The sequence below is a fragment of the Phyllobacterium phragmitis genome (assembly GCF_002980495.1).
In the GTDB taxonomy this organism is placed as follows: Bacteria; Pseudomonadota; Alphaproteobacteria; order Rhizobiales; family Rhizobiaceae; genus Paramesorhizobium; species Paramesorhizobium phragmitis.
Map to the genome: position 1 here is coordinate 91,958 of NZ_PVBR01000016.1, position 22,870 is coordinate 114,827.

The 22,870-nt window shown below is 60.2% G+C and carries 19 protein-coding genes and 2 pseudogenes; 3 read left to right on the forward strand and 18 right to left on the reverse strand.

What is annotated here, in order from left to right; genetic code table 11:
• Positions 1-12: 12 nt before the first annotated feature.
• The 4 genes from narJ to C5748_RS19650 are packed head-to-tail and all read right to left on the reverse strand — an operon-like array spanning position 13 to position 8,755.
• Positions 13-726, reverse strand: coding sequence for a nitrate reductase molybdenum cofactor assembly chaperone (gene narJ, locus C5748_RS19635; protein WP_245581872.1), 714 nt, complete (start codon positions 724-726; stop codon positions 13-15).
• The gene (gene narH, locus C5748_RS19640; protein WP_105743630.1) at positions 723-2,249 is read right to left on the reverse strand and encodes a nitrate reductase subunit beta; all 1,527 of its coding nucleotides are present in this window, start codon (positions 2,247-2,249) and stop codon (positions 723-725) included. The genes narJ and narH overlap by 4 nt, the downstream gene beginning before the upstream one ends.
• Complete coding sequence (locus tag C5748_RS19645; protein ID WP_105743631.1) at positions 2,246-5,989, reverse strand: nitrate reductase subunit alpha; 3,744 nt, start codon at positions 5,987-5,989, stop codon at positions 2,246-2,248. Before C5748_RS19645 ends, narH begins: the two co-directional genes overlap by 4 nt.
• A gap of 15 nt (positions 5,990-6,004) precedes the next feature.
• Complete coding sequence (locus tag C5748_RS19650; RefSeq protein WP_105743632.1) at positions 6,005-8,755, reverse strand: nitrate/nitrite transporter; 2,751 nt, start codon at positions 8,753-8,755, stop codon at positions 6,005-6,007.
• Positions 8,756-8,999: 244 nt separating this feature from the next.
• Here C5748_RS19650 and C5748_RS19655 point away from each other — a divergent pair, with 244 nt between their 5' ends.
• A complete protein-coding gene (locus tag C5748_RS19655; RefSeq protein ID WP_105743633.1) occupies positions 9,000-9,719 on the forward strand; it encodes a cyclic nucleotide-binding domain-containing protein in 720 nt (239 codons plus the stop codon).
• A 60-nt stretch (positions 9,720-9,779) separates the two neighbouring features.
• Positions 9,780-10,100 (forward strand): type 1 glutamine amidotransferase family protein, encoded by a 321-nt coding sequence (locus tag C5748_RS27980; RefSeq protein ID WP_146119570.1) that lies wholly within the window; start codon positions 9,780-9,782, stop codon positions 10,098-10,100.
• On the opposite strand, the gene C5748_RS19660 is transcribed toward C5748_RS27980, so the two are convergent.
• The 6 genes from C5748_RS19660 to C5748_RS19685 all read right to left on the reverse strand — a co-directional run bounded on the left by C5748_RS19660 (position 10,067) and on the right by C5748_RS19685 (position 18,846).
• Positions 10,067-11,437, reverse strand: a complete 1,371-nt coding sequence (locus tag C5748_RS19660) for a PepSY-associated TM helix domain-containing protein (protein WP_105743634.1) — start codon at positions 11,435-11,437, stop codon at positions 10,067-10,069. The genes C5748_RS27980 and C5748_RS19660 overlap by 34 nt on opposite strands.
• A 67-nt stretch (positions 11,438-11,504) precedes the next feature.
• Positions 11,505-11,918 carry a DUF2946 family protein gene (locus C5748_RS19665; RefSeq protein WP_245581873.1) on the reverse strand — a complete coding sequence of 138 codons (414 nt, stop codon included), beginning with the start codon at positions 11,916-11,918 and terminating at the stop codon, positions 11,505-11,507.
• Positions 11,919-12,176: 258 nt separating this feature from the next.
• The gene (locus tag C5748_RS19670) at positions 12,177-12,509 is read right to left on the reverse strand and encodes a DUF2149 domain-containing protein (protein ID WP_105743635.1); all 333 of its coding nucleotides are present in this window, start codon (positions 12,507-12,509) and stop codon (positions 12,177-12,179) included.
• Positions 12,509-12,973, reverse strand: coding sequence for a MotA/TolQ/ExbB proton channel family protein (locus C5748_RS19675; RefSeq protein WP_105743636.1), 465 nt, complete (start codon positions 12,971-12,973; stop codon positions 12,509-12,511). The genes C5748_RS19670 and C5748_RS19675 overlap by 1 nt, the downstream gene beginning before the upstream one ends.
• A 24-nt stretch (positions 12,974-12,997) precedes the next feature.
• Entirely contained in the window at positions 12,998-16,888 is a 3,891-nt protein-coding gene (gene cobN, locus C5748_RS19680; RefSeq protein ID WP_105743637.1) for a cobaltochelatase subunit CobN, read from the reverse strand.
• Positions 16,889-16,890: 2 nt separating this feature from the next.
• Positions 16,891-18,846 (reverse strand): TonB-dependent receptor domain-containing protein, encoded by a 1,956-nt coding sequence (locus tag C5748_RS19685; protein ID WP_105743638.1) that lies wholly within the window; start codon positions 18,844-18,846, stop codon positions 16,891-16,893.
• Positions 18,847-19,070: 224 nt separating this feature from the next.
• On the opposite strand from C5748_RS19685, the pseudogene C5748_RS19690 reads away from it, so the two are divergent.
• Positions 19,071-19,439, forward strand: a pseudogene (locus C5748_RS19690) (GTP-binding protein); the annotation flags it as partial.
• Positions 19,440-19,832: 393 nt separating this feature from the next.
• Here the strand turns inward: C5748_RS19690 and C5748_RS28295 are convergent.
• The 8 genes and pseudogenes from C5748_RS28295 to C5748_RS19725 all read right to left on the reverse strand — a co-directional run.
• Positions 19,833-20,057: an integrase core domain-containing protein gene (locus tag C5748_RS28295; protein WP_158259901.1), complete on the reverse strand. Its 225-nt coding sequence runs from the start codon at positions 20,055-20,057 to the stop codon at positions 19,833-19,835.
• Positions 20,054-20,440, reverse strand: a complete 387-nt coding sequence (locus tag C5748_RS28975; protein WP_105743640.1) for a DDE-type integrase/transposase/recombinase — start codon at positions 20,438-20,440, stop codon at positions 20,054-20,056. Before C5748_RS28975 ends, C5748_RS28295 begins: the two co-directional genes overlap by 4 nt.
• 56 nt (positions 20,441-20,496) lie before the next feature.
• Positions 20,497-21,063 carry a hemagglutinin repeat-containing protein gene (locus C5748_RS19705; RefSeq protein ID WP_245581874.1) on the reverse strand — a complete coding sequence of 189 codons (567 nt, stop codon included), beginning with the start codon at positions 21,061-21,063 and terminating at the stop codon, positions 20,497-20,499.
• A 103-nt stretch (positions 21,064-21,166) separates the two neighbouring features.
• On the reverse strand, positions 21,167-21,508 hold the full coding sequence (locus C5748_RS19710; RefSeq protein ID WP_105743642.1) for a hypothetical protein: 342 nt from the start codon (positions 21,506-21,508) through the stop codon (positions 21,167-21,169).
• 165 nt (positions 21,509-21,673) lie between these two features.
• Positions 21,674-21,934: a hemagglutinin repeat-containing protein gene (locus C5748_RS19715; RefSeq protein ID WP_105743643.1), complete on the reverse strand. Its 261-nt coding sequence runs from the start codon at positions 21,932-21,934 to the stop codon at positions 21,674-21,676.
• A gap of 72 nt (positions 21,935-22,006) precedes the next feature.
• Positions 22,007-22,327, reverse strand: a complete 321-nt coding sequence (locus C5748_RS19720; RefSeq protein WP_146119571.1) for a hypothetical protein — start codon at positions 22,325-22,327, stop codon at positions 22,007-22,009.
• Positions 22,327-22,674 carry a hypothetical protein gene (locus C5748_RS27985; protein WP_146119572.1) on the reverse strand — a complete coding sequence of 116 codons (348 nt, stop codon included), beginning with the start codon at positions 22,672-22,674 and terminating at the stop codon, positions 22,327-22,329. The genes C5748_RS19720 and C5748_RS27985 overlap by 1 nt, the downstream gene beginning before the upstream one ends.
• 90 nt (positions 22,675-22,764) lie before the next feature.
• A pseudogene (locus C5748_RS19725) lies at positions 22,765-22,870 on the reverse strand (IS5/IS1182 family transposase); the annotation flags it as partial.

Sequence of the window (22,870 nt, forward strand, 5' to 3'; positions counted from 1 at the left end):
CATAGTCCTCCTTCACAAAGCATTGGCGCGCGCATCGCGGCGCGCGGCGCGCAGGCGGGTCTGGAGCCGGTCGCTGGAACAGCCGTCCATGCCGCCGCTATCCGGACCGAAAGTGACAGCCGTCTCTTCCCATTCCGCATCGAGCGCGGCGAGATCGTCAGGCGCCCCGGCAGGGCGTTCCTCATCGGTGGATAGCGGAAGGGACGTTCCGGCGACGGCGCGGATCGCGGCAAGAACCGGGGCATAGATCGAATTGCGGGCGCGAAGCCGCGCCTCCAGTTCGCCAAGTATGGAGGCGGTTTCGGAAAGGAGCGCCCGCGCTTCCTCCAGCGGGCGCGTCGACAGATATTCCAGGAACAGCGGCAGATAGTCCGGCAACTCGTTGGCGGTCAGTTCCAGCCCGCCTTTCTCGTAGAGACTGGCCAGATCGACCATCGCCTGGCCGCGATCGCGGCTTTCGCCGTGCACATGTTCGAACAGATGCAGCGAAAGCCGTCGCGTCCTGTCGAAGAGTTCGACATAGCGTTCCTGCAATTCGAACAGATCGAGCGTTGCCAGTTCACGCAGCAGCGGCTGAAGCTCGGAAACCACCGTGTCCGGCAAATGCCGCTGGGACGTAATCGCGGCCTCGATATCCGGCACGGCGGCGCAAAGCTCCGCTGACGGATAGGTCAGCAGCGCGGAGAGCGCCCGGAAGATGATCGTTCCCTGTTCCGGGGCCATCATGCGATCTCCATCGGGTTGGAGGCCTTCTTCGTCTGCTTCGTGCCGAAAAGATTGGTCTCGCTGGTGCCGCCCGAGCAGCCATTGCCGAAGGAGAAGCCGCAGGAACTGCGCAGATCGAAGGCATCCTCGCTCCATTCGCGATGCGCCGTCGGGATGACGAAACGATCCTCGTAATTGGCGATCGCCATGATGCGGTACATGTCCTCGATGGTCGCGCCCGTAAGCCCGACCTTTTCGGCGATGCGCTCGTCCATGCGGCCATCGATGGATTTGGCCCGCATGTAGGCCCGCATCGCAAGCATGCGCTCCAGCGCCAGCGCCACCGGTTCCTCATTGCCGGCGGTCAGCAGATTGGCGAGGTATTGCAGCGGAATGCGCAACGAACGCACATCGGGCATGTCGCCATCGAGGCCCATCTTGTCGGCGGACGCGGCCGACTGGATCGGCGAAAGCGGCGGCACATACCAGACCATCGGCAGCGTGCGATATTCCGGGTGGAGCGGGAAAGCGACCTTCCAGTCCATCGCCATCTTCCAGATCGGCGACGTGACCGCCGCCTCCAGCCACGCCTCCGGCACACCGTCGGCGCGCGCCTGCGCGATCACCGCCGGGTCTTTCGGGTCGAGGAACAGGTCGAGTTGCGCCTGATACAAGTCCTTTTCATTGGGCGCGCTCGCCGCCGCCTCGATGCGGTCGGCGTCATAGAGCAGGACGCCGAGATAGCGGATGCGCCCGACGCAGGTTTCCGAGCAGACTGTTGGCTGGCCGGCCTCGATGCGCGGGTAGCAGAAGATGCATTTCTCCGATTTGCCCGAAGACCAGTTGTAGTAGATTTTCTTGTAGGGACAGCCGGAAACGCACATGCGCCAGCCGCGGCACTTGTCCTGATCGATCAGAACGATGCCGTCCTCCTCGCGCTTGTAGATGGCGCCCGACGGGCAGACCGCCGCGCAGGTCGGGTTGAGGCAATGCTCGCACAGCCGCGGCAGATACATCATGAAGGTGTTTTCGAACTGGCCGTAGATCTCCTTCTGGACGTTTTCGAAGTTTATGTCCCTGGAACGCTTCTCGAACTCGCCGCCAAGGATTTCCTCCCAGTTCGGCCCCCATTCGATCTTTTCCATGCGCTCGCCTGAAATGGCCGAGCGTGGCCTCGCCGTCGGGAAGGCTTTCGATTCCCTGGCCGTGTGCAGATGCTCGTAATCGAAGGTGAAGGGCTCGTAATAATCGTCGATTTCCGGCAGATCGGGATTGGCGAAGATATTGGCAAGGACACGCCATTTCGCGCCCATTTTTGGTTCGATGCGCCCATTCGCCTTGCGCCGCCAGCCCCCGTTCCACTTGGCCTGATTTTCCCATTCACGGGGATAGCCGATGCCCGGCTTGGTCTCGACATTGTTGAACCAGGCATATTCGACGCCCTCGCGGCTGGTCCAGACGTTCTTGCAGGTGACGGAACAGGTATGGCAGCCGATACATTTGTCGAGGTTCAGCACCATCGCGATTTGTGCACGGATCTTCATTCTGCAGCCTCCTTCGGCGCGTCGGTTGACAGCGGCTCCTCGAGCCAGTCGACTTGGGACATCTTGCGCACGACGATGAATTCGTCGCGGTTGGCGCCCACGGTCCCGTAATAGTTGAAGCCGTAGGCCAGCTGGGCATAGCCGCCGATCATATGGGTAGGTTTCAGAACGGTGCGGGTCACCGAATTATGGATGCCGCCCCGATTGCCCGTAAGCTGCGAGCCCGGCGTGTTGATGATCTTTTCCTGCGCGTGATACATCAGCATCATGCCCTGCTTGATGCGCTGGGAGACCACGGCGCGGGCCGTCAGCGCGCCGTTAGTGTTAAACACCTCCACCCAGTCATTGTCGACGATGCCCGCGGATTTCGCGTCCACCTCGGATATCCAGACCACCGGGCCGCCACGGTTGAGCGTCAGCATCAGGAGATTGTCCGAATAGGTGGAATGGATGCCCCATTTCTGATGCGGCGTCAGGAAGTTGAGGACGATCTCCTTGTTGCCGTTCGGACGCAGACCCTTGACACCGGCGATCGTCTTCAGGTCGACAGGCGGCTTCCAGGTGACGAAGCCCTCCCCGAAGGCCCGCATCCACAAATGATCCTGATAGAGTTGCTGGCGACCGGTCAGTGTGCGCCATGGGATCAGTTCGTGGACATTGGTATAACCGGCATTGTAGCAGACCTTCTCGCTCTCGATGCCCGACCAGGTGGGCGACGAGATGATCTTGCGCGGCTGCGCCTGGATATCGCGGAAGCGGATCTTCTCATCCTCCTTGGGAAGAGCGAGATGCGCGTGCTCGCGACCGGTGAACTCGGACAAGGCCTCCCATGCCTTGACGGCGACTTCGCCATTGGTCTCCGGCGCCAGCATCAGGATGACCTCGGCGGCATCGATATCGCTTTCGATCTTCGGCAGATCCTTGGCCAATCCCTCCGCATGAACCCCGTTGAGCGCCCCGAGCGCTTCGACTTCGTGCCCGGTGTTCCAGCCTATGCCCTTGCCGCCATTGCCGAGTTTGGTCATCAGCGGACCAAGCGCGGTGAACTGGGCATGGATGTTGGAATAATCGCGGGTAATGACGGTTACGGACGGCATCGTGCTGCCTGGGATCGGCTCGATTTCGCCGAGCTTCCAATCCTTGACATCGAACGCCTGCGCGATTTCCGCCGGGCTATCGTGCTGGATCGGCGTTAGAACCGTATCCTCCTCGACGCCCAGAACCTCCGGCGCGATCTTCGAGAACACCTTGGCGAGGCCCTTGTATATCTCCCAGTCCGAGCGCGATTCCCATGCGGGATCGACCGCCGCCGACAGCGGGTGGATGAAGGGATGCATGTCCGATGTGTTGAGGTCGTTTTTTTCGTACCAGGTGGCGGTCGGCAGGACGATGTCCGAATAAACGCATGTGGTCGACATGCGGAAATCGAGCGTCACCAACAGGTCGAGCTTGCCGCGCGGCGCTTCCTCATGCCAGACGACCTCCTTGTTGCGCACCGCCCCCTCGGTTCCCAGATCCTTGCCCATCACGCCGTTTTCGGTGCCGAGCAGATGCTTGAGAAAATATTCGTGCCCTTTTCCCGAGGAGCCGAGCAGGTTCGAACGCCAAACGAACATGTTGCGCGGCCAGTTGGCCGGATCGTCGGGATCATGGCAGGAGAGCTCCAGCTCGCCGGATTTCAGCGCCTTGGCGACATAGTCCTTCGGCTCAAGTCCCGCCGCCCTTGCCTGCGCGGCGATCTTGAGCGGGTTCTGCTTGAGTTGGGGCGCGGAGGGCAGCCAGCCCATGCGCTCCGCCTTGACGTTATAATCGATGAAGCTCTTGCTCCAGTCGCCTTCCGGCGCTGTCGGCGACAGGATTTCCTCCGCCGTCAACGTCTCGTAGCGCCATTGGTCCGTATGGGCGTAGAAGAAGGACGTCGAGTTCATGTGCCGGGGCGGACGGTTCCAGTCCAGCCCGAAGGCGAGCGGCGTCCAGCCGGTCTGCGGACGGAGCTTTTCCTGCCCGACATAATGCGACCAGCCGCCGCCCGACTGGCCGATGGCGCCGCAGAATACCAGGAGATTGATGATCCCCCGGTAAGTCATATCCATATGGTACCAATGGTTGACGCCCGCGCCGAGGATCACCATCGAACGGCCATTGGTCTTTTCCGCATTGGTGGCGAATTCGCGGGCAACGGTGATGATCGCATCCCGCTTGACCCCGGTGATCCGCTCGGCCCAGGCCGGCGTGAAAGGCACGTCTTCGTCATAGCTGCCGGCAACATTGCCGCCGCCGAAACCCCGGTCGAGAGCATAGTTCGCCATCATCAGATCATAGACGGTGGCCACCGTGACGGGCTGGCCGTCCGCGCCGGTGATCGTACGGGTGGGCACGTTGCGCGTCAGGATTTCGCCGTGCCCGGTTGCCACAAAGCCCTGCGTTGCGCGCCCGCCGAAATAGGGGAAATCGACTTGCCTGATTTGCCCGCCCTCGCCCGCAAGCGAGAGCTTGAGGCGGGTATCGCGGCCCTGCCCTTCCTTTTCCTCCAGATTCCACTTCGCCTTCTCGCCCCAGCGATAGCCGACGGACCCCAGAGGGGCGACCAGATCGCCCGTGTTCTCGTCGATGGCGACCGTCTTCCATTCCGGATTGTTGGCCTCGCCAAGCGCGCCTTCCAGCTCGGAGGCGCGAAGCATGCGCTCGGGCACCAGCTTTCCATCCTTTTCGGCAAGGCGCACCAGAAACGGCATGTCGGTATAGCGGCGGGTGTAATCGTCGAAATAGGACACCGAGCGGTCGAGATGGTATTCGCGAAGAATGACATGGCCCATGGCCAGCGCCAGCGCCGCATCCGTTCCCTGCTTCGGGTTGAGCCAGATATCGCCGAACTTGGTGGCCTCGGCATAATCCGGGCTGACCACGGCGCTCTTGGTGCCCTTATAGCGGACTTCGGTATAGAAATGCGCGTCCGGCGTCCGCGTCTGCGGAACGTTCGACCCCCAGACGATGATGAAACCGGCATTGTACCAGTCCGCGCTTTCCGGCACGTCCGTCTGCTCGCCCCAGGTCTGCGGGCTCGCCGGCGGCAGGTCGCAATACCAGTCGTAGAAGGACATGCACACACCGCCGAGCAGCGACAGATAACGTGAGCCGGCGGCATAGGAGACCATCGACATGGCCGGGATCGGCGAGAAGCCGATGATGCGATCGGGACCATGCGCCTTGATCGTATAGGCGTTGGCGGCGGCGATGATCTCGTTCACCTCATCCCATGTGGCGCGCACGAAGCCGCCATGGCCGCGGATGGACGTATAGGAATTGCGCTTTTCGGCATCCTCGACAATCGACGCCCAGGCAGCGACCGGCGGCATAGTCGCCCTCGCCTTACGCCACAATTTCAGCAGCCGGCCCCGGATCATCGGATATTTCACCCGCGCTCCGGAATAGAGATACCAGCTGTAGGAAGCGCCACGGGCGCAACCGCGCGGCTCATGGTTGGGCAGGTCCGGCCTGGTGCGCGGATAATCCGTCTGCTGCGTCTCCCAGGTGACGATGCCGCCCTTGACGTAGATCTTCCAGGAACACGAACCCGTGCAGTTCACGCCATGGGTGGAGCGGACGATCTTGTCGTGCTGCCAGCGCTTGCGGTAGCCATCTTCCCAGGAGCGATCCTCGCTGGTGACGACGCCATGTCCGTTGGAAAACTGATCGACATCCTTGCGAAAGAACGTCAGGCGATCGAGGAAATGAGACATGTGTTTCTCCTGGTATTATTCGGCCGCAGCCGTTTTGCTGGAGACGCCGCCCTTGCCGCGCTCCGCATCATGGAGCAGGCCACCCTTGCGGGTGTAGACGGCCCAGGTGAGGACGAGGCAGCTGACATAGAAGGCGATGAAGGCCCAGAGCGCGGCTTCCGGCCCGCCCGTAAGCGCAATCGAGGTGCCATAGCCCTTGGGGATGAAGAACGCGCCGAAGGCGGCGACCGCGGAGGTGAAGCCGGTGATCGCAGCGGATTCCTTTTCCGCCCGCACACGGCGCGCCTCCGCGCCCGCTTCAGGCATCAGCCTTGCCATTTCCTTGCCCATGATCGCGGGGATCATCTGGAAGGTGGAGGCGTTGCCGACGCCGGTGGCGAAGAACAGCACCAGGAAGGACAGGAAGAAGCCCCAGAACGCGCCCGGCTGATCCTTCGTGGCGATGAACCAGAGCACGCTGCCCGCACCCGCCATCATCACGACGAAGGCCCAGAGCGTGACGCGCGCGCCGCCATAGCGGTCGGCAAGCCAGCCGGTTCCGGAGCGCGACAGCGCGCCGACAAGCGGCCCGACAAAGGCGAACCGCAACGCGTCCACCTCAGGGAAAAGCGTATTGGCCAGCAGAGGGAAACCCGCCGAATAGCCGATGAAGGAGCCGAAGGTTCCGGTGTAGAGCCAGCACATGATCCAGTTGTGCCGGCGCTGAAAGATGACGGCCTGTTCGGCGAACGACGCCTTGGCGGAGGCGATGTCGTTCATGCCGAACCATGAAGCGAAGGCCGAGATGGCGATGAACGGCACGAAGACGAAGCCGGCATTCTGCAACCACAGCGGCGCCTCGCCGCCCGGTTGCCGGACCATGGCCGGATCGCCGCCGAACCAGCCGAAGACCCCGGCGGTAATGGCCAGCGGCACCACGAACTGAACCACGCTGACGCCGAGATTGCCGAGCCCGGCATTGAGCGCCAGGGCGTTGCCCTTCTCCGCCTTCGGGAAGAAGAAGGAGATGTTGGACATGGACGAGGCAAAGTTGCCGCCACCCAGGCCACACAGCAGCGCCAGCAGAAGCAGCACCACATAGGGCGTTTCCGGATTCTGCACGGCAAAGCCGATGCCGAGCGCCGGAATGATCAGCGACCAGGTGGTCAGCGTCGTCCAGAGCCGCCCGCCGAAAATCGGCACCATGAACGAATAGAAGATGCGCAAGGTGGCGCCCGAGAGGCCCGGAAGCGCGGCGAGCCAGAAGAGCTGATCGGTGGTGAAAGTGAAACCGACGAGCGGCAGCTTGGCGACCACGACCGACCAGACCTGCCAGATGGCGAAGGAAAGCAGCAGCGCGGGAATGGAGAGCCACAGATTGCGGCGCGCGATGCTTTGGCCTTTCTCCTCCCAGAAGGATGGGTCTTCCGGTCGCCAGTCGGTCAGCACCGTCCGGTTGCCGGAGACGGTCTTCTTCGGCTCGGGCATACCCTGCATTTCGGGGAACGGTGGCAATTGCCGGAGTTCGCCTTCCGTTGCCCCGCGCTCCATCTGGCGGACGGCGACATGCATCCACAACAGGGCGCCGGCGACCAGCAGGAAGAGCACCATGAAGCAGCTCGTCCACAAGCCGGTGAGATCGAGCAGGACACCGAAGAGGATCGGCAGGAGGAAGCCGCCGAGGCCGCCGATCATGCCGACCAGCCCCCCGACCGACCCGACATGGCTCGGATAATAGACCGGAATATGCTTGAACACGGCCGCCTTCCCCAGCGCCATGAAGAAGCCGAGGATGAAGACCGTGACGGTGAAGCCGACGAGTCCCATCTCCATGTGAAAGGCGACAGGCCCCTGCGCGGTGCGAACGACATAATCGACAGGCGGATAGGCGAGCACGAAGGTCGCGGCAACGGAGACGAAGAACGTCCAGTAGAGCACGCGACGCGCGCCGTAGACATCCGACAGATGGCCGCCATAGGCGCGAAACAGGCTTGCGGGAACCGAAAAGAATGCAGCGATCATGCCCGCCGTGCGGATATCCAGCCCATAGACATGGATGAGATATTGCGGCAGCCAGAGCGCCAGCGCGACGAAAGCGCCGAAGACGAAGAAATAATAGAGGGAGAAGCGCCAGACCTGGACATTCTTCAACGGCTCCAGCTCAAGCCATGCTCCCTTGGGGCGCATTCCCGCCTTGCGGCGCTGGACATGGACCGGATCGTCGTCGGTGGTGAACCAGAATATGACCGCCATGACAACGAGCGCCGCTGCCCAGATCTCGGCGACGGCCTGCCAGCCCCAGGCGACCAGGACAAGCGGCGCCAGAAACTTGGTCACCGCCGACCCGACATTGCCCGCGCCGAAGATGCCGAGGGCGAAGCCCTGTTTTTCGGGTGGATACCACCGCGATACGTAAGCAACGCCTACCGAAAACGAGCCGCCCGCGATACCGACGCCAAGGGCTGCGAGCAGCATCTGGGGGTAGGTATGCGCGTAGGTCAAAAGAAAAGTCGATGCCGCGGCGGCGAGCATGGTCGCCACGAAGACGCGGCGTCCGCCATAAAGGTCGGCCCAGATGCCAAGCGCCACGCGGATCAGCGATCCGGTCAGGATCGGCGTTCCGACCAGAAGACCGAACTGTGTCTCGGTGAGCCCCAGTTCGTCCCTGATCCGTATGCCTATGATGGCAAAGATGGTCCATGCCGCAAAGCATATCGTGAAGGCAACCGTGCTTGCGGTCAGCGCGGCGCGTTGTTTCGTGCTGTCGATCTCCTGGAAAGCAGGCATAATCCCATTCCGTTCGTGACAAGATGATCCATCAGTCTCGAAACAGGAATAACCGGGAAGGCCCGCATCACTTTTGATTTCGGTCAAATAGAACCGCGATAGCGACAATCACCCAAAGAGATATAGCGAGCAGTCGAAATAATCTTATAATATCACCTTCAGGATTGTCTTATTTATACTATTCATTTGATAAAATTCGCCTGATCCTTATAAATGCGTCAATTGCAGGAAGAGAGTCCCCACGATGCGATCAGAAAATGCGGCTGCGGTCCGGCAGTTAGACCTGTTCAGGAATATCCATGACGATACGTTCCATACGCTGATCGAAACGAGCTTCCTGCAGCGCTTCCCGCGCGGTGTCACGCTTATCCGCGAGAGCGAGCCAGCCGATTTTCTTCATGTCATCGTGGACGGACTTGTCGAAATGTTCGCCGCAACGGATACGCGGGAAACCACGCTGGACATCGTTGCGCCGGTCGGCGTTTTCATCCTTGCCGCCGTTCTCAACGACAAGGCCTATCTCCAGTCTGCCCGGACACTGGAGCCGTCCAACATTCTGATGATACCCGCCGAAAAGGTGCGCCTCGCCATGGAGACAGACCCTGCCTTCATGCGCGCAATCGTCATGGAACTGGCCAGGGGCTATCGCCGGATGATCAAGGATCTGAAAGGGCAGAAACTGCGCACGGGCGCCGAGCGGCTGGCCAACTGGCTCCTGCGCACCGAAAAGGACCAAGGCCATCCCGGTCTGGTCGAAATCCGCACGGAAAAACGCATCCTGGCATCGCGTCTCGGGATGACGCCGGAAAATCTGTCCCGCGCTTTCTCGACCTTGAAAGCGCATGGCGTCACCGTGAACGGATTGCGCGTGGAAATCTCCGAACCCGAAGCTCTCGCCGGTTTCGCAAAACCCAACCCTCTTATCGACGACCCGGAGAATGCAGTCTGGCTCGCTATTGACTAAGTCTAGTGCCCGTCCTTCATCACGACGAACAAGCTGTATTGTCGGCCCATCGGCATTGCATTGAAGGCTGGCGCCCCAACGAAAACGCATGTTTTAAACCTAGCGCACGAACTGCCGGCGGCTATTGCCGCCATCGATGCGCTCCGGGTGGAACTCGACGTTCTGTTCGTGCCTGGTGGCCCAAAGGTTATCGCGACGGTGCTGCAGGATGATACGCTTCTGAACTTCCTCGCCGATCGCGGTGCCAAGGCACATTACGACACGAGCGTGTGCATAGTGCCGATTTCCGGATTATGCAGTGTTAATTGTTGGGAGGCGCTGCTGTATCGTCAGCACCTCCTTGTTTATCAGGCTGTCCGCAACCGGGACAGTCTGGAATAGGCCCAGTCCAATGCCAGCATAATCACGAGCGAAAGACCGACGAGAGGAAACACAATTCCTCCGATGACGAGAATGGCGATCAACCCACGGAACACGCGCCTGTCCGCCGGCATCGGCGGCACACCAAGCGATCCTGCGGGACGCCGTTTCCACCACATGACGCCGGCGGAAACTGCGAGTACGATGATCGCGATGCAGGCCGCAAGCAGCACGAGTTGGTTGGCAAGTCCGAACTCCTGCCCCATATGGACGTTGATCCCCCATTCCAGCCATTTGCCCAGCGGGCCGTAATCGGCAAAGCGCATGTCGATCAGCGGCTGGCCGGAATACTGGTCCAGATGCACCACCCTTTGCCGGGAGAGGTCGTCCGGATAGACCGATCCGGTGTAGACGCCATGCGGTGTGGTCGGAATATTGACCGCATACCCGGCATGCAGCCCTAGCCGGTCGAACGTTGCGATTGCCGCATCGAGCCCGATTGGCGTCGCGTCATGACCATGTCCGGATGATTGCGGAATCTGCGCCTGTTCGAGTGACCACGACGTTTTGGCGACGTGATCGAGATGTTCGTCCGACATGGGCACGGCGACGCGAACGCCGACCGGATAGCCGAAATTGTTGCCGTTCGCCCATTCGTTGACCTTTGCGCCCCACACGCCTGACCACGGCATGCCGGTGATCGCCAGGAACACGATGAAGAAGCCGACGAATATGCCTGTCACGGCATGAGTATCGCGCCAGAAGACCCGGCGCTTCGGGGTTGCGCGGACGCTCAAGACCCCGCCTGTCTGCCTGCGCGGCCACCAGAGATAGATGCCCGTGCCGACGAGCAGGATCGACCAGCCCCCGGCAATCTCGATGAGCGCCCGGGCGAACGATCCGAAATACTTCAGGCTGTGGAGGTAGCGGATCGTCCACATGATCGTCCCGCGATCGGGAAGCGAACCCAGCACGCGTCCGGTATATGGGTTGACGTAGACGGCAAGCTTTCCCTGATTTTCCGTATTGACGGTGATCTCCGCCGATGAAGCAGGCGTTGCGGGATCGGTGAATTTGATCGCCGTGCCGGGATAGGCGGCGACGGCTGCAGCCATCATCGCCGAAGGTGACGCCTTCGCGACATTCTCACTTATCTCCACCTTCTTGAGGTCGGAATGAACGATGGCGTCGATCTCATCCTTGAAAAGATACAAGGCCCCGGTAATTGCGAGTGTGATCATGAAGGGCAGGACCAGAAGGCCCGCATAGAAGTGCCAGCGCCAGACGGCGCGATAAAGGTCGGACGCGGATCGCACGGCTGCGCCGGTGCTCTCCCGCCCTATGGTGGAATCGGACATGCGTTTTTCTCCTGACTGGAAAACAGGACCGATGCGCGATGCGCATACCGGCCATTGTTCTGCGTTCTCAGGAGTGTGACGGAGGCGCCCTTGGCTCCGCGATCAGTCGCCGCAGCGGCAGGGAGGAGACAATCTCGGAGGCGCGCGGAACGACGGTATTGGATCGTGCTGCGACATGATTGAAGGCGCCCGCGCCATCAAGAATGACGGGCATGGCCATGGAGGCGAGACTACAGAGCGTACAGCAGGGGCAATCGACCACCGTCTTGGTGGGGTCATGCTGGTCAGCCGGAAGATCGATCGTTGCGGCTCCCGAGGAGGAGCAGATGACATGCAGGGGATCGACGGCAGACGCTGCCATTGCCCCTTGGGCCATCCCGCCGATGAGGCCTTGCAGCACAAAAAAATAGGCGATCAGCACCGCTATCGCGGTGGCCGACACCCTATCCCTCAAGACAAGCCGCATCGTCTTCATGAACATCGAATGCCACAATCGCGGCACGAAGTCACTGCGGCGGATGCGTCGATCTCGTACAGGAATATTGCATTCGAGGTGGAATGATCGCTGACAAGGCTCAGCAGTGACACCACAGATTGTTGTCCCTAAAACTGCCGACCGACTGGAGACTGGAATAAAGCTGATTTTGCCGCCATGCGAGCGAGGTGCATCCGCTCACGGAAACCGCCAGTGCCATTCAACCTGCGGATGGCCAGCCGCAAACATGCATGCGGATCGCCGCTACGGTTGATCGAGTGAATTTTCTGCATTCTCGGGCACATAGATCATGCGGCCGTCATCGAGGCGGTAGGTGATGCCGGCGCGCATCCCCTGCCCTTCGCCCATCTTTCCCTTGGCTTCATAGCGGGTAAGCTCGCGGCCATCCTTGATGGTGATGCGCATATCCGGTTCGCCGGGATTTTCGACGATTGTCACCTTCTGCGATGAGAACGGATTGAGTGGATTGATGACGATCACCATCATCAGGATGCCGATCACCACCAGGAAGACATCGATCAGATTGACCACCGACAGGATCGGGTCGTCGGCATCGTCATGGTCGAGGAAGCGCATCAGGCGAGCCCTCCGGCACGTTCCATCCGGCGCAATTCCTCAAGCAGCCAGCGGCGGCGGATCGTCAGGATGAAGAAGGTGATGCTGGCGGCGACGAGCGCCAGGATCACGGCGGAAAACGCCACGACGAGATTCTCCCCGACAGTTGCCGCATCGCCTTTGCCGAGCGCCAGCAGCGCCGGCCCCATCGGGATCATGGTGGCGACAAGCCCCAGCATCGGCGCGGTGCGCGAGACGATGCGCAACCATTCCAGCCGCTTCATGACCTCAAGTTCCAGATCATCGCTATGCGCCACCCCGCTTCCCAGCACGGAACGGTGGTTTCCCCGCCAGCGCTGCAAGGCCTCCATGAGGAACATCCCGAGTACGGTGAACGCATAGGCCAGCGATGCAGCGATCAGGAAAAGGACGGGGGTGAGGAAAAAATGGGAGACCTCGAATAGGCCGAGTTCAAGACTGTTCATGGGAGTACCGTTGTTTGCATTGGATTATGTGCGGCGCGCATTCGCATGCCATTGCCGGCCCGCACCGATTGCGATCAGGCCGAGCATCAGAAGAAGCGGCAGCCATAGCCGCCATTCGTCGGATGGCTCACTTGCCTGGCCGACCTTCTCCAGCACCTGCCCCTCGACCGGCTGCGACGCATTCGCGGCAGGTGCATCATTCGCAGTCGGAGAATCGGGGCTGGGCTTCCGTGCCTCCGCAGTCACGGCTGCTACCGACAGCCCGAAACCGGCAGCCATCTGCTCGATAAACGCCTTGGTCGCGGGCTCGCCGACATCGACGCCGTGATCGGCGGCAAGCTCCTGCCAGCGTTCCGCCAATTGCCGCCGGGTCGTTGGCGAAGCGTCCCAATAGTCCTTGCGGATCGCTTCAGCCATGCGCTCGATGAGTTGGGCCTGGGCGGTGGGGTTGTGCTGTTCGAAATAGGCCTTCAGCCCAAGATTGCGCGTGTCGGCCACATAGGTATCGAACATCGCCTGCCACTGGTCGGCCCGCACGGTCGAGGGATCGACGACCTGCCAGCCGAACAGATTGTTGACTGCGTTGAGCATGGCGAGCGTTCCGGCATAGCCCTCCGCCTTCATGCCCTCGATCCAGTACGGGTTGAGATAGCGCACGCGCAACTCATCCGAGAGGAAGCGTGCAAGCGTCGCGGTCGCAGGCTTTCCCTTGCGCAAATCCGAGACATAAAGCGAGGGGGCCTTGCCATCGAGGTGGCGGATGGCGAGCGACAGGCCGCCCATGAACTCGAAGGGATGATCGGTGGAAAGCACGCCGTGCAGATTGGACGAGCGCGACATGACGACCGCCTGCGCGCCCTTCAGCTGCTCGCCAAAGAGATTGGCGGTCTTCGATCCCACACCCCAGGCCTTGGCCCCATAGGCAAAGCGCGTGCCGTCAAGAAAGCGCTCGGCAAGGGCCGAATCCTTGTCCCATGTGGTGGAGCGCAGCGCCATATCAGGCAGGCCGGAGCCGTAGCTTCCCGGCGCATTGCTGAAGATGCGCAAAAGCGCCTGTTCGCGCGCCTCTGGCGGCAGAACGCCCTTCGCCTCAAGCGCTGCGGCGATACGCGCGCTGTTGGCAGCCACCGGATTGTCCCGCTCGTCCAGCGCGGCGATCCGGTCGATCGCACCGGCCAGCAGCCGCATGAAGCCGTCGAACTGATCGCGATAAACGCTGGTCACCTGCACGACAACATCGATGCGCGGACGGCCAAGCTCCGTTGCCGGAATAATTTCAAGTGCCCTCACCCGGCCGCCTTCGTCCCACACGGGCCTCAGACCCAGCGCATGGAGCACCTGCGCCTCGGTGACGCCGAGATGGCGCACGGCTTCCGACGACCACAGGCTAAAAGCAAGCTTCGTCGGTCCCGTCCCGGCATGTTCCCTGCGGAAAGTTTCAACGAGTTGATCAAAGGCCTCTCCGCCGGCTTCATAAGCCGCTTTCGTCGGAATCCTGTCAGGCTCGAAGGCATAGAGATTGCGGCCACTTTTCACATCGGGATTGCGGATGGGGTCGCCGCCCGCGCCCGGCGCAATGAAGCGTCCTTCCAGCCCCGCCAGCAGCGCTTCCATCTCGCCCGGTGCGGCGAGATTAGCTTCCAATGCGTCAGCTTGCGCGAGAAGCTTTTTCAACGGCTCACCCAGCGAAGCCCGGTCCGCGCCCTCGCGCAGATATTTCTGCAAGGTCGCAAACGGCGCCGTTTCCTTCAGCTTCGCGAAGTCATCGACGAACAGCTCGTCGGAGCTTGCCCCGACAGCTTCATAGAAGGGCTGGCCAAGCTGCTGCATGATAGTCGCCAGCTGATGGTCCGGCTCGGCGGCCAAGCCGAATGTGTGCAGCCCCAGCGGCATTGCCGCGCGGGCGAGTTCATGAAGATGGTCGTGCAGCACGGGCAGGAAGGCAGCGAAATCCTTTTTTGCAGCATCTTCGGTCCAACCGAGATCGGCATGCATGTTCGCCTTGATCGCGGCATCGGCAATCTCGCTCGCGGTCCTGTCGCGCACAGCGCCCTCATCGAGCTGCACATAATCATGGATCAAATGGTGGATATCGCGCAATTCATCATAGAGCCCGGAGGGCGCGAAGGGCGGGGTCTGGTGACTGATCGTGGCGGCACGACCGCGCCGCCGCGCCTGGAGCGCCTCGCCGACATTGTCCTGAATATAGGGGTAAAAGACCGGCACATCGCCAACCGCGAGGAAAGGATCGTCGCTGGCTGCGAGCCCCCGGTCCTTGCCCGGCAGCCACTCCTGCGTGCCATGCGTGCCGAGATGGATGATCGCATCGGCGCCCAAAGTCTGGCGCAAATAAAGATAGGCCGCCATGTAGAGATGATCGGGTGGGCTCGCCACGTCATGATAATGCGCGCCGACCGTTCCAGCCCGAGGCATCTGCGGCATGATGACGAGCTTGCCGCGCTTGAAGCCGGGGATGATGAAGTTTGGCACGCCATCCACGGAGCGGACCGCCCAATGCTTCCCCGGCTCGCCCCAATGGGAAAAGGCGCGCTGCTTTTGCGGCGATAGCGTTTGAAGCCAATGCGTGTATATCTCGACCGGGAAGGCAATGGCGAGGCCGCGTTGCAGCAGGTCTTCCAGCGGCACCGTGCGATAGAGACCGCCCAGCATGGCCTGCCCGGCGGCAATCATGTCCTGCTCGGAAAGCGATCCGGTATCGTAACCCGCCTGCGATAGTCGCGCCGTGATGGTCTCGATGCTGGCGGGCACGTTAAGATTCGAGGCGGCAAGATTCTTCTCGCCCGCGGGATAATTCCAGAAGAGAAGCGCCAGATGCTTGGTCGCAACCGGCTTGCGGCGCAGGGCGACAAGGCTCTTCAACTTGCCAACCAGCGCATCGAGTTGCGCAGGCAACGCAACCTCCGCTCCATCCTCGACCGCCGTCAGCACGATCGGATCGATCATGCCCCAGCTTTCGGGTCCGGCGAGAAAAACGGCAGCCGTCCTCGCCGGAATGCCTGACGCGGCGGTGGCCCACTCCTTCGCCCCACCTTCGCGAAATCCTAACGTCTGGATGACGGGGATGTCGAGATCGAGGAACTCGGCGCTACGCGCCGCACCGTTCTGCATATGGGTGAGATTGACGATCGCATCGGCTTTTGCCGGCCGCGCCACTTTTGTCAGGGCCTGTGGGTCGGCGCTATCGACCCAGAAAACAATCGGCATCAACCCGGCGGCCTCGCTGCGCCCAACCAGCGCATCAACCAGTTCCGTTTGCATGTTGGACACCGCGCCGCTGTGCATCACGAATCCAACCCGGCCCGTTGTGTCCTTCCAGCGGCTGGCTCCCCAGCTGAGATAGGCGTCGAGCGTATCGAAGACATGCGGCGCATCCGGGTGATAGAAACCGGTAGGGGCAAGCTTTTCCGCCGCAGCAAAGCCGCTCAAATCCCCGCCCTCTTTCCAGGTGCGGATGAAGGCAAAGAAATTGCGAAAGTTTTCAGCCCCACCGCCCGCGAAATAGCCGATGAGCATGGACGCCTCGCGCGGTGCAATCCCTTGCCACTCCGGCTTGCCGCCGCCAACCGTAATCGCGGGTACGCCCGAAGCGGCGAGCCGGTTGCCCAGCGCCTCATCGACACGCGCACGATCACCGGGGCGTGGCACGTCGATGACGATCAGATCCGCGCCGGACAGCCATTCGTCCGGCGATGTGGCCGCCGTCTCGACATTGACGAAGTCGAGCGTCACGCCCGCGCCCTCGGCGATTGGCCGAAGCGCATGGAATTTCGCCGGCAGCACGAAGCTGTTGGTCAGCACGCGCACGACCGGACGGGCGGCAAGCGTCGCCTCCTGCGCATAGGCAGGCGCCGCAATGAAGACGAGCATCACATGGATCAGGCACAGGATGCGCATGGTCAGAACTTCGCCCTGAGACCGAGGAAATAGCGCCTGCCCTCGTCGGCAAAGGCATAGTCGCCGGACTCGTCGGCCAGCCGGACATCGCCGATGTTTTCGATGCCGAACTGGAGACTGGCGTGCTCATTCAAGGCATAGTCGCCATTGACCGAAACCAAGGTATAGGCACCCTGGCTTCCCGATGCGGTCGTCGTCTTCTGCGAGCCGATATAGTTGACGCGCAGCGATGTTTTCAGGCTTTCCAGCGGCGACCAGCTCACCGTCGCGTTGGCGGCATGCCGGGAGCGGTCGGGCAGGCGTTCGCCCGTCGCCCTGTCTATCGGATCGAGCAAGGTGTAATTGGCGTCGAGCCGCATATCCCATGGCAGTTCAACGCCGCCGCCGATCTCGATTCCACGAATGCGGGCTTCATCGACATTCTCATAGGACCAGGTCGCGCCGGGTGCCCCAGAGCAGCGAATGACGCAGACTGCCTGGATGAGATTATCGACATTGTTCTGGAATGCCATGGCGCGGGCCGACCAGATCCCCTGCTGATACTCGAAACCGGCCTCGAAGGAGAGGTTCGTTTCCGGCTCCAGGTCGGGATTGCCGACAATGGTAAACCGGCCGCCGCCTGCGATAGCCTCATATTCCGGCGAGAGTTGCTTCAATGTCGGCGCTTTGAAGCCCGCGCCCACCCCGCCTTTGAAGGTCAACGCGTCGTTGAGATGATAGAGCAGATAGGTCCGCGGGCTGGCATGCCAGCCGAATGCCTCGTGGTCGTCGAAGCGGCTGCCAAGCACCAGCTCCCATTTGTCGCCCAACGAAATCTCATCCTGGATGAAGGTGGCAAAATGCGTCTGCTCGGCCCGCCCAGATTCGTTGACGGTCGGATCGTCGAGCCGCTCCCGGCGGATTTCGCCGCCGACCGTGACCTTGTGATTATCAAGCGGTGAGAAGCTGACTTGCGCATCGCCGGCCGCGTCGGTGAATTTCTGCGGGCCGGAGACCGGCGCGCCATCGCTGCGCTCGTTCTCACGCTCCAGCATGGAGCTATAGATGCGGACCCGGCTCGTGCCCCAGTCCCAATCGCCCGTATGCGACAGCGAGACGTGCCTGCGGGTGATGTCATCATCGGAGCGGTAGAAGGTCGGGAAGCGCCCGGCGCCTTGCGTGTTCCGCCAACGCTTCTCGGACCCCGCGCCATAGGACAGATCGATGCGCTGCTGCGCGTCCGGCGTCCAGGTCAGTGTCGCATTGCCGGTGAAGGCCTTTTCGTCACCAAGCGATGATAAACGCTCATCATGCGGCGAGACCAGCTCCGGACGCGCCCGGTACTGCCCCCAGATATTGAGGCCCAAAATACCGGGAATGATGGGGCCGCCGGCATAGAAGCTGAAATTATGGCCGCCGCCGCCAAGTCCATGCTCCGTGAGTTGGCCAAGGCTCCCGAACGAGCCACGCCATTTGTCGGTTGCCTGCCGCGTGATGATGTTGACCACGCCACCCAGCGCCTCCGAGCCATAGAGCGAGGACATCGGCCCGCGCACCACTTCGATCCGCTCGATCGCCTCCGCCGGCACCCATCCGAGTTCGTAATCCGAATGGGCGACAGCCGAAGCCGAGTTGCTGACGCGCATTCCATCCACCAGGACCAGCGTCTGCTCCGGCAGCATGCCGCGGATCGAGATGCCCCGGCGGCCGAGGCCGATGCCGGTAAGTTGGACCCCGGGCGTACCCTCGACCGCCTGGGCGAGGTCTTGAACTGGCCGCTCGCGTAGTTCTTCTCCCGTAACAACCGTGACGCTTGCCGGGGCATCCTTCAGGAAACGCTCGCTGGAGGTTGCGGTCACGACGATGGGTTCGAGCAATATTGTGCCGTCTTCAGCGGTTTGGGCGAGAGCGCCGGTCGAAGCTGTGATTGTAGCTGCAAGGATAAAGAAATATCCCGGCAATAGGCGGTCGTTGTTCATCAATGCTCCTTCCAGCGCAACGGATTAGCGACATCCGTGGCAAATGCTATGTTATAACATCTCTTTATGTTACTGTATAACATCCCGCAAGATCGGATCACTCGGTTGTTCACAGGCAGTTATCGGCTGCCGGCTACATCTCCTGAGGCTGAGTATTGACACGGAAGAGCCAAAGCCGGTATATAAATGATATGTTATAACATACATCATGCAGTCAGAAGAAAATGCTGCGGCCAAACGAATATCGTCTTCCCGTCACCGTGCTCTCCGGATTCCTGGGTGCAGGCAAGACCACCCTCCTGAACCATATCCTCAACAATCGCGAGGGACGCCGCGTCGCCGTCATCGTCAACGACATGAGCGAGGTAAATATCGACGCTGACCTCGTGCGCGATGGCGGCGCGAACCTTTCACGCACCGACGAGAAGCTCGTGGAGATGACCAATGGTTGCATCTGCTGCACGCTTCGCGATGACCTCCTCGAGGAAGTGCGTCGCCTGAGCGAGGATGGTCGCTATGATTATCTGCTGATCGAGGGTACGGGCATCGCCGAGCCGCTACCGGTAGCCAGCACCTTCTCCTTCCGCGACGACATTTGCTGTCCAGAAGCGGCCACCGCGCCACACCGACACCCGGCGCGATTTCGCCCACCTGAGCGCAGCCAAGCTCAACACCTAACCAATTGAATTCATTAAAAAATGGTGCCAGGGACGGAATCGAAGCTATAGACAACTAGCTTGATTTCATTGAGAAATTTTTAGTGTGGAAAACAATCGTTACCCGCAAAATTACCCAATCCAAAATCATACCGGTGGTTCGATTCCGTTTTCCACAGAAAACTGGAAGCAGGATACCACCTGCGCCATCGTCCCGTTACCTTGAAAACGACATCTGCATTCTCACATGACTGGGTGTGTTGGTTTCCACACAGAATTGAGCTGGTTATGGAGTGACCCCCTCGGGCTGGACCAGCGAGGCGCTTCGAACTAAGCCGCCTGCTGGGCGAGTTGGGTTTCAAATTCTGCTGGCGATCTGTAGCCAAGGGCCGAGTGCAGCCGCTTGGTATTGTAGACCTCGTCGATGAACCTAGGCAAGCGTTCGGCTACATCCGCGAAGGTCTCGTAGCCGGCGATGTAGATATCCTCCACTTTCAGGGTCTTCATGAAGCTTTCTGCCTGCGCATTATGATAAGGGTTGCCGACGGCGCTCATAGATCCCTGTAGACCTGCCGCATCGAGCGCCCGTCGATAGGTCTCACTTGCGTATTGGCATCCGCGGTCCGTGTGGTGAATGCAACCGGGTGGAGGTTTTCTGTTCTTGAGCGCCGAATGCACGCTGCCAGTGCCAGCGGCGTATCCAGGCGCCTCGATAGCGCATAGCCCACAACCTTGCGACTGCTGGAGTCGAGAATGACAGCGAGGTAGCAGAAGCCGACGGTGATGCGGATATACGTGAAGTCAGCCACCCAGACCATATCGGGCCGCGTCGGGATTACATTGCGATAGAGGTTCGGGTAGATCGGTGAATCGTGGCTGCTGTCCGTCGTGCGCACATAACGCTTGCGAGGCTTGATCCCGAGGCCGTTGGCCCGCATGACACGAGCGACCCGCTTATGGTTTATCAGGTGGCCGCGCCGCTGAAGCTCGTGCGTTACGCGTCGGTATCGAGTGTGAGATCACCGCTTTCGGAGACGATCTTGCCGGCGCCGAGATGCGTGTTGCCGCCAACGGTGACGTCCATCCTGCCCGACGAGATCAGGCCGGACTGTTCCGGGATCCAGTTCGTCTCGCCCGAGCCTGTGCCGCCGCCTGGCGAAACCCCAATGATGACTGGCACGCCACCGAGCGCACCGCCGAAGCTCATGCCGAACGGGGCGGTTTTGCTGGAAGCTTCGCCGGTGTCGGGAAGCGAGACAATGTTCAAATCGCAGCCAACATCCGCCGTTACCGTCTCGCCGGAAACGACGGCACCCTTGAGGTTGGTGTCGCGGCCCGATTCAAGCTTGATGTCGCCGGTGCCGATGACGTGCGTATTGACCTGCGTGGTCCCCTCGCTGTTCGACTTACCCATCCCGGTATGGACATTGCCGGTCAGCCCAAGCTGCGGTCCCGCAAGCGTCAGCCCGGCCGAGTCGCCCATGCCGGCGGCCGCCGCCTTGCTCGATGACGATGCGCTGCTGGTCGCCTGGGCGCTGTGCAGATTGATGTCTTTCGGCATGACCCGACCCAAACCATACCGCTGCCCGACGTCGCAAAAAGCAGCACGAACAGGGTCACCAGCAGCGCCATAAGGCCGCTCAAGATAAGGCGAACACGTAGAATCATGGAACAAGCGCGAACCATAGCCCATCATGGTCGGCCACAAGCGTACCAGCCTTCCATTCATTGACGATCTGGTTTGCGATCTCTTCATGAGACCCCTGGTATTCCGTTGCAGGAAGACCTGACGGGAATCTGACAGGAACAGCTCCTTTTTGAAGAAGAGCTATAATGCACCGACGAGCAAAATCATCTAGACGCTCCCCAGATAACCCAAAACTATCGATGCCCACCGGAATAATTTGCCATAAACCGACAGCATCCACTTCCAACTCGTTTGGAACACGAGCTATCCACTCACTCATCGGAGTTCCAAAATACTTGTCAACTGGCTCTTGGGTCATTGTTGGTGCACCTTAAAGCCTTTGGGATAACCGGGGATATCAATATCCAAGGTCAACCCAGAATTGTCCGATGCTCGGACGCCCACACGCCCTCCATCTGGAAGATCATACCATGTGCCCTTGCCGCCAGCGTAAGTGCCGGACGCTGTGGCACCATCCAGAAGATTATCTTTCAGTTGGATGGAATATCGATACGTGGCCCTTGTCCTCTATCAGGTCGCAGTCGAACCCGTTATCGCCAACCTCGGGAACCGAGACGATGTTGAGATCGCGGCCCACATTGGCCATCACCTTCTCGCCGGAGACGATGGCACCCTTCAGGTCCGTGTCGCGGCCCGATTCGAGCTTGATGTCGCCCGTTCCGGTGACATGGGTGTTGACCTGCGTCGTCTGTAGAGCTTGAACAACCCTAGAATGTAAAGTCAGAAGCCCGCTTAAAAGAGCGACATAGACCTCTCGTAATACTTATTTATTCACCCCGGCTTTTATTAATAGTTCTTAGAAATTACATTCTTGCCATTTCTTCGAGAGATTTCGCAATTCTTCTGAAGAAACATATTTCTTTAACAATGCATCACGTCCATGTGGATATCCGATGAGATTCATTATTGAGCCAGTTATTGCTAAAAGCGATTCCTCTCGTTCAAGATCGATATTCGGCCATTGCGATAAAGTTATGGCAACCTGGTTTCTATTCACTCCAAAAAGCGTTTGAAATTCCCAGTCATCAAAAAGCCGACCTTCGACGACGGCGGCCAAGCATTTCTTGATCACGTTTAACTCATCGATTGTGAATCCAAAATCAATGATGCTTTTCATCATTTCACCTTATCGAAATAATATCTACCTGTTGTTGGCTGAAATGCAGTTCCGCCATCTGATGCATTTGGATTGGTAATTACTATTGTCCGTGTCTCTTCATGCCAATAAGCAATTCTACCGCGATCTAGCTGGCGAACCGCAGTTGGATTGTCCATTACATTTTCGATGTATTTTACAAATTGCTCGCGTGTCCGAATGTTTAATCCGGCAAATTCGCCTTGCTGCAAAACATGTTTTTCAAACGTATGTCCAAAGGCGATGCTTCGCCCGACCCCCGAGACCTTGGTTAATCCAAGAATCGCTGCCGTCGTCTCGCCCGAGCCCGTGCCGAAGCCCGGCTGCACACCGGTCGCGCAAGCACCGTACAAGACGCGAACGCCAACACATTCTGCGCCGTCGGTATGGAACTACATTAGGTCGTAGTGACGATTTAACTATTTGAGCCAGATGGCGATTGCGGCGAGTTTGACGAACCCCATGAAATTGGAGAGGAGCTTGTCGTATCGAGTTGCGACGCGTCGGAACTGTTTGAGCTTGTTG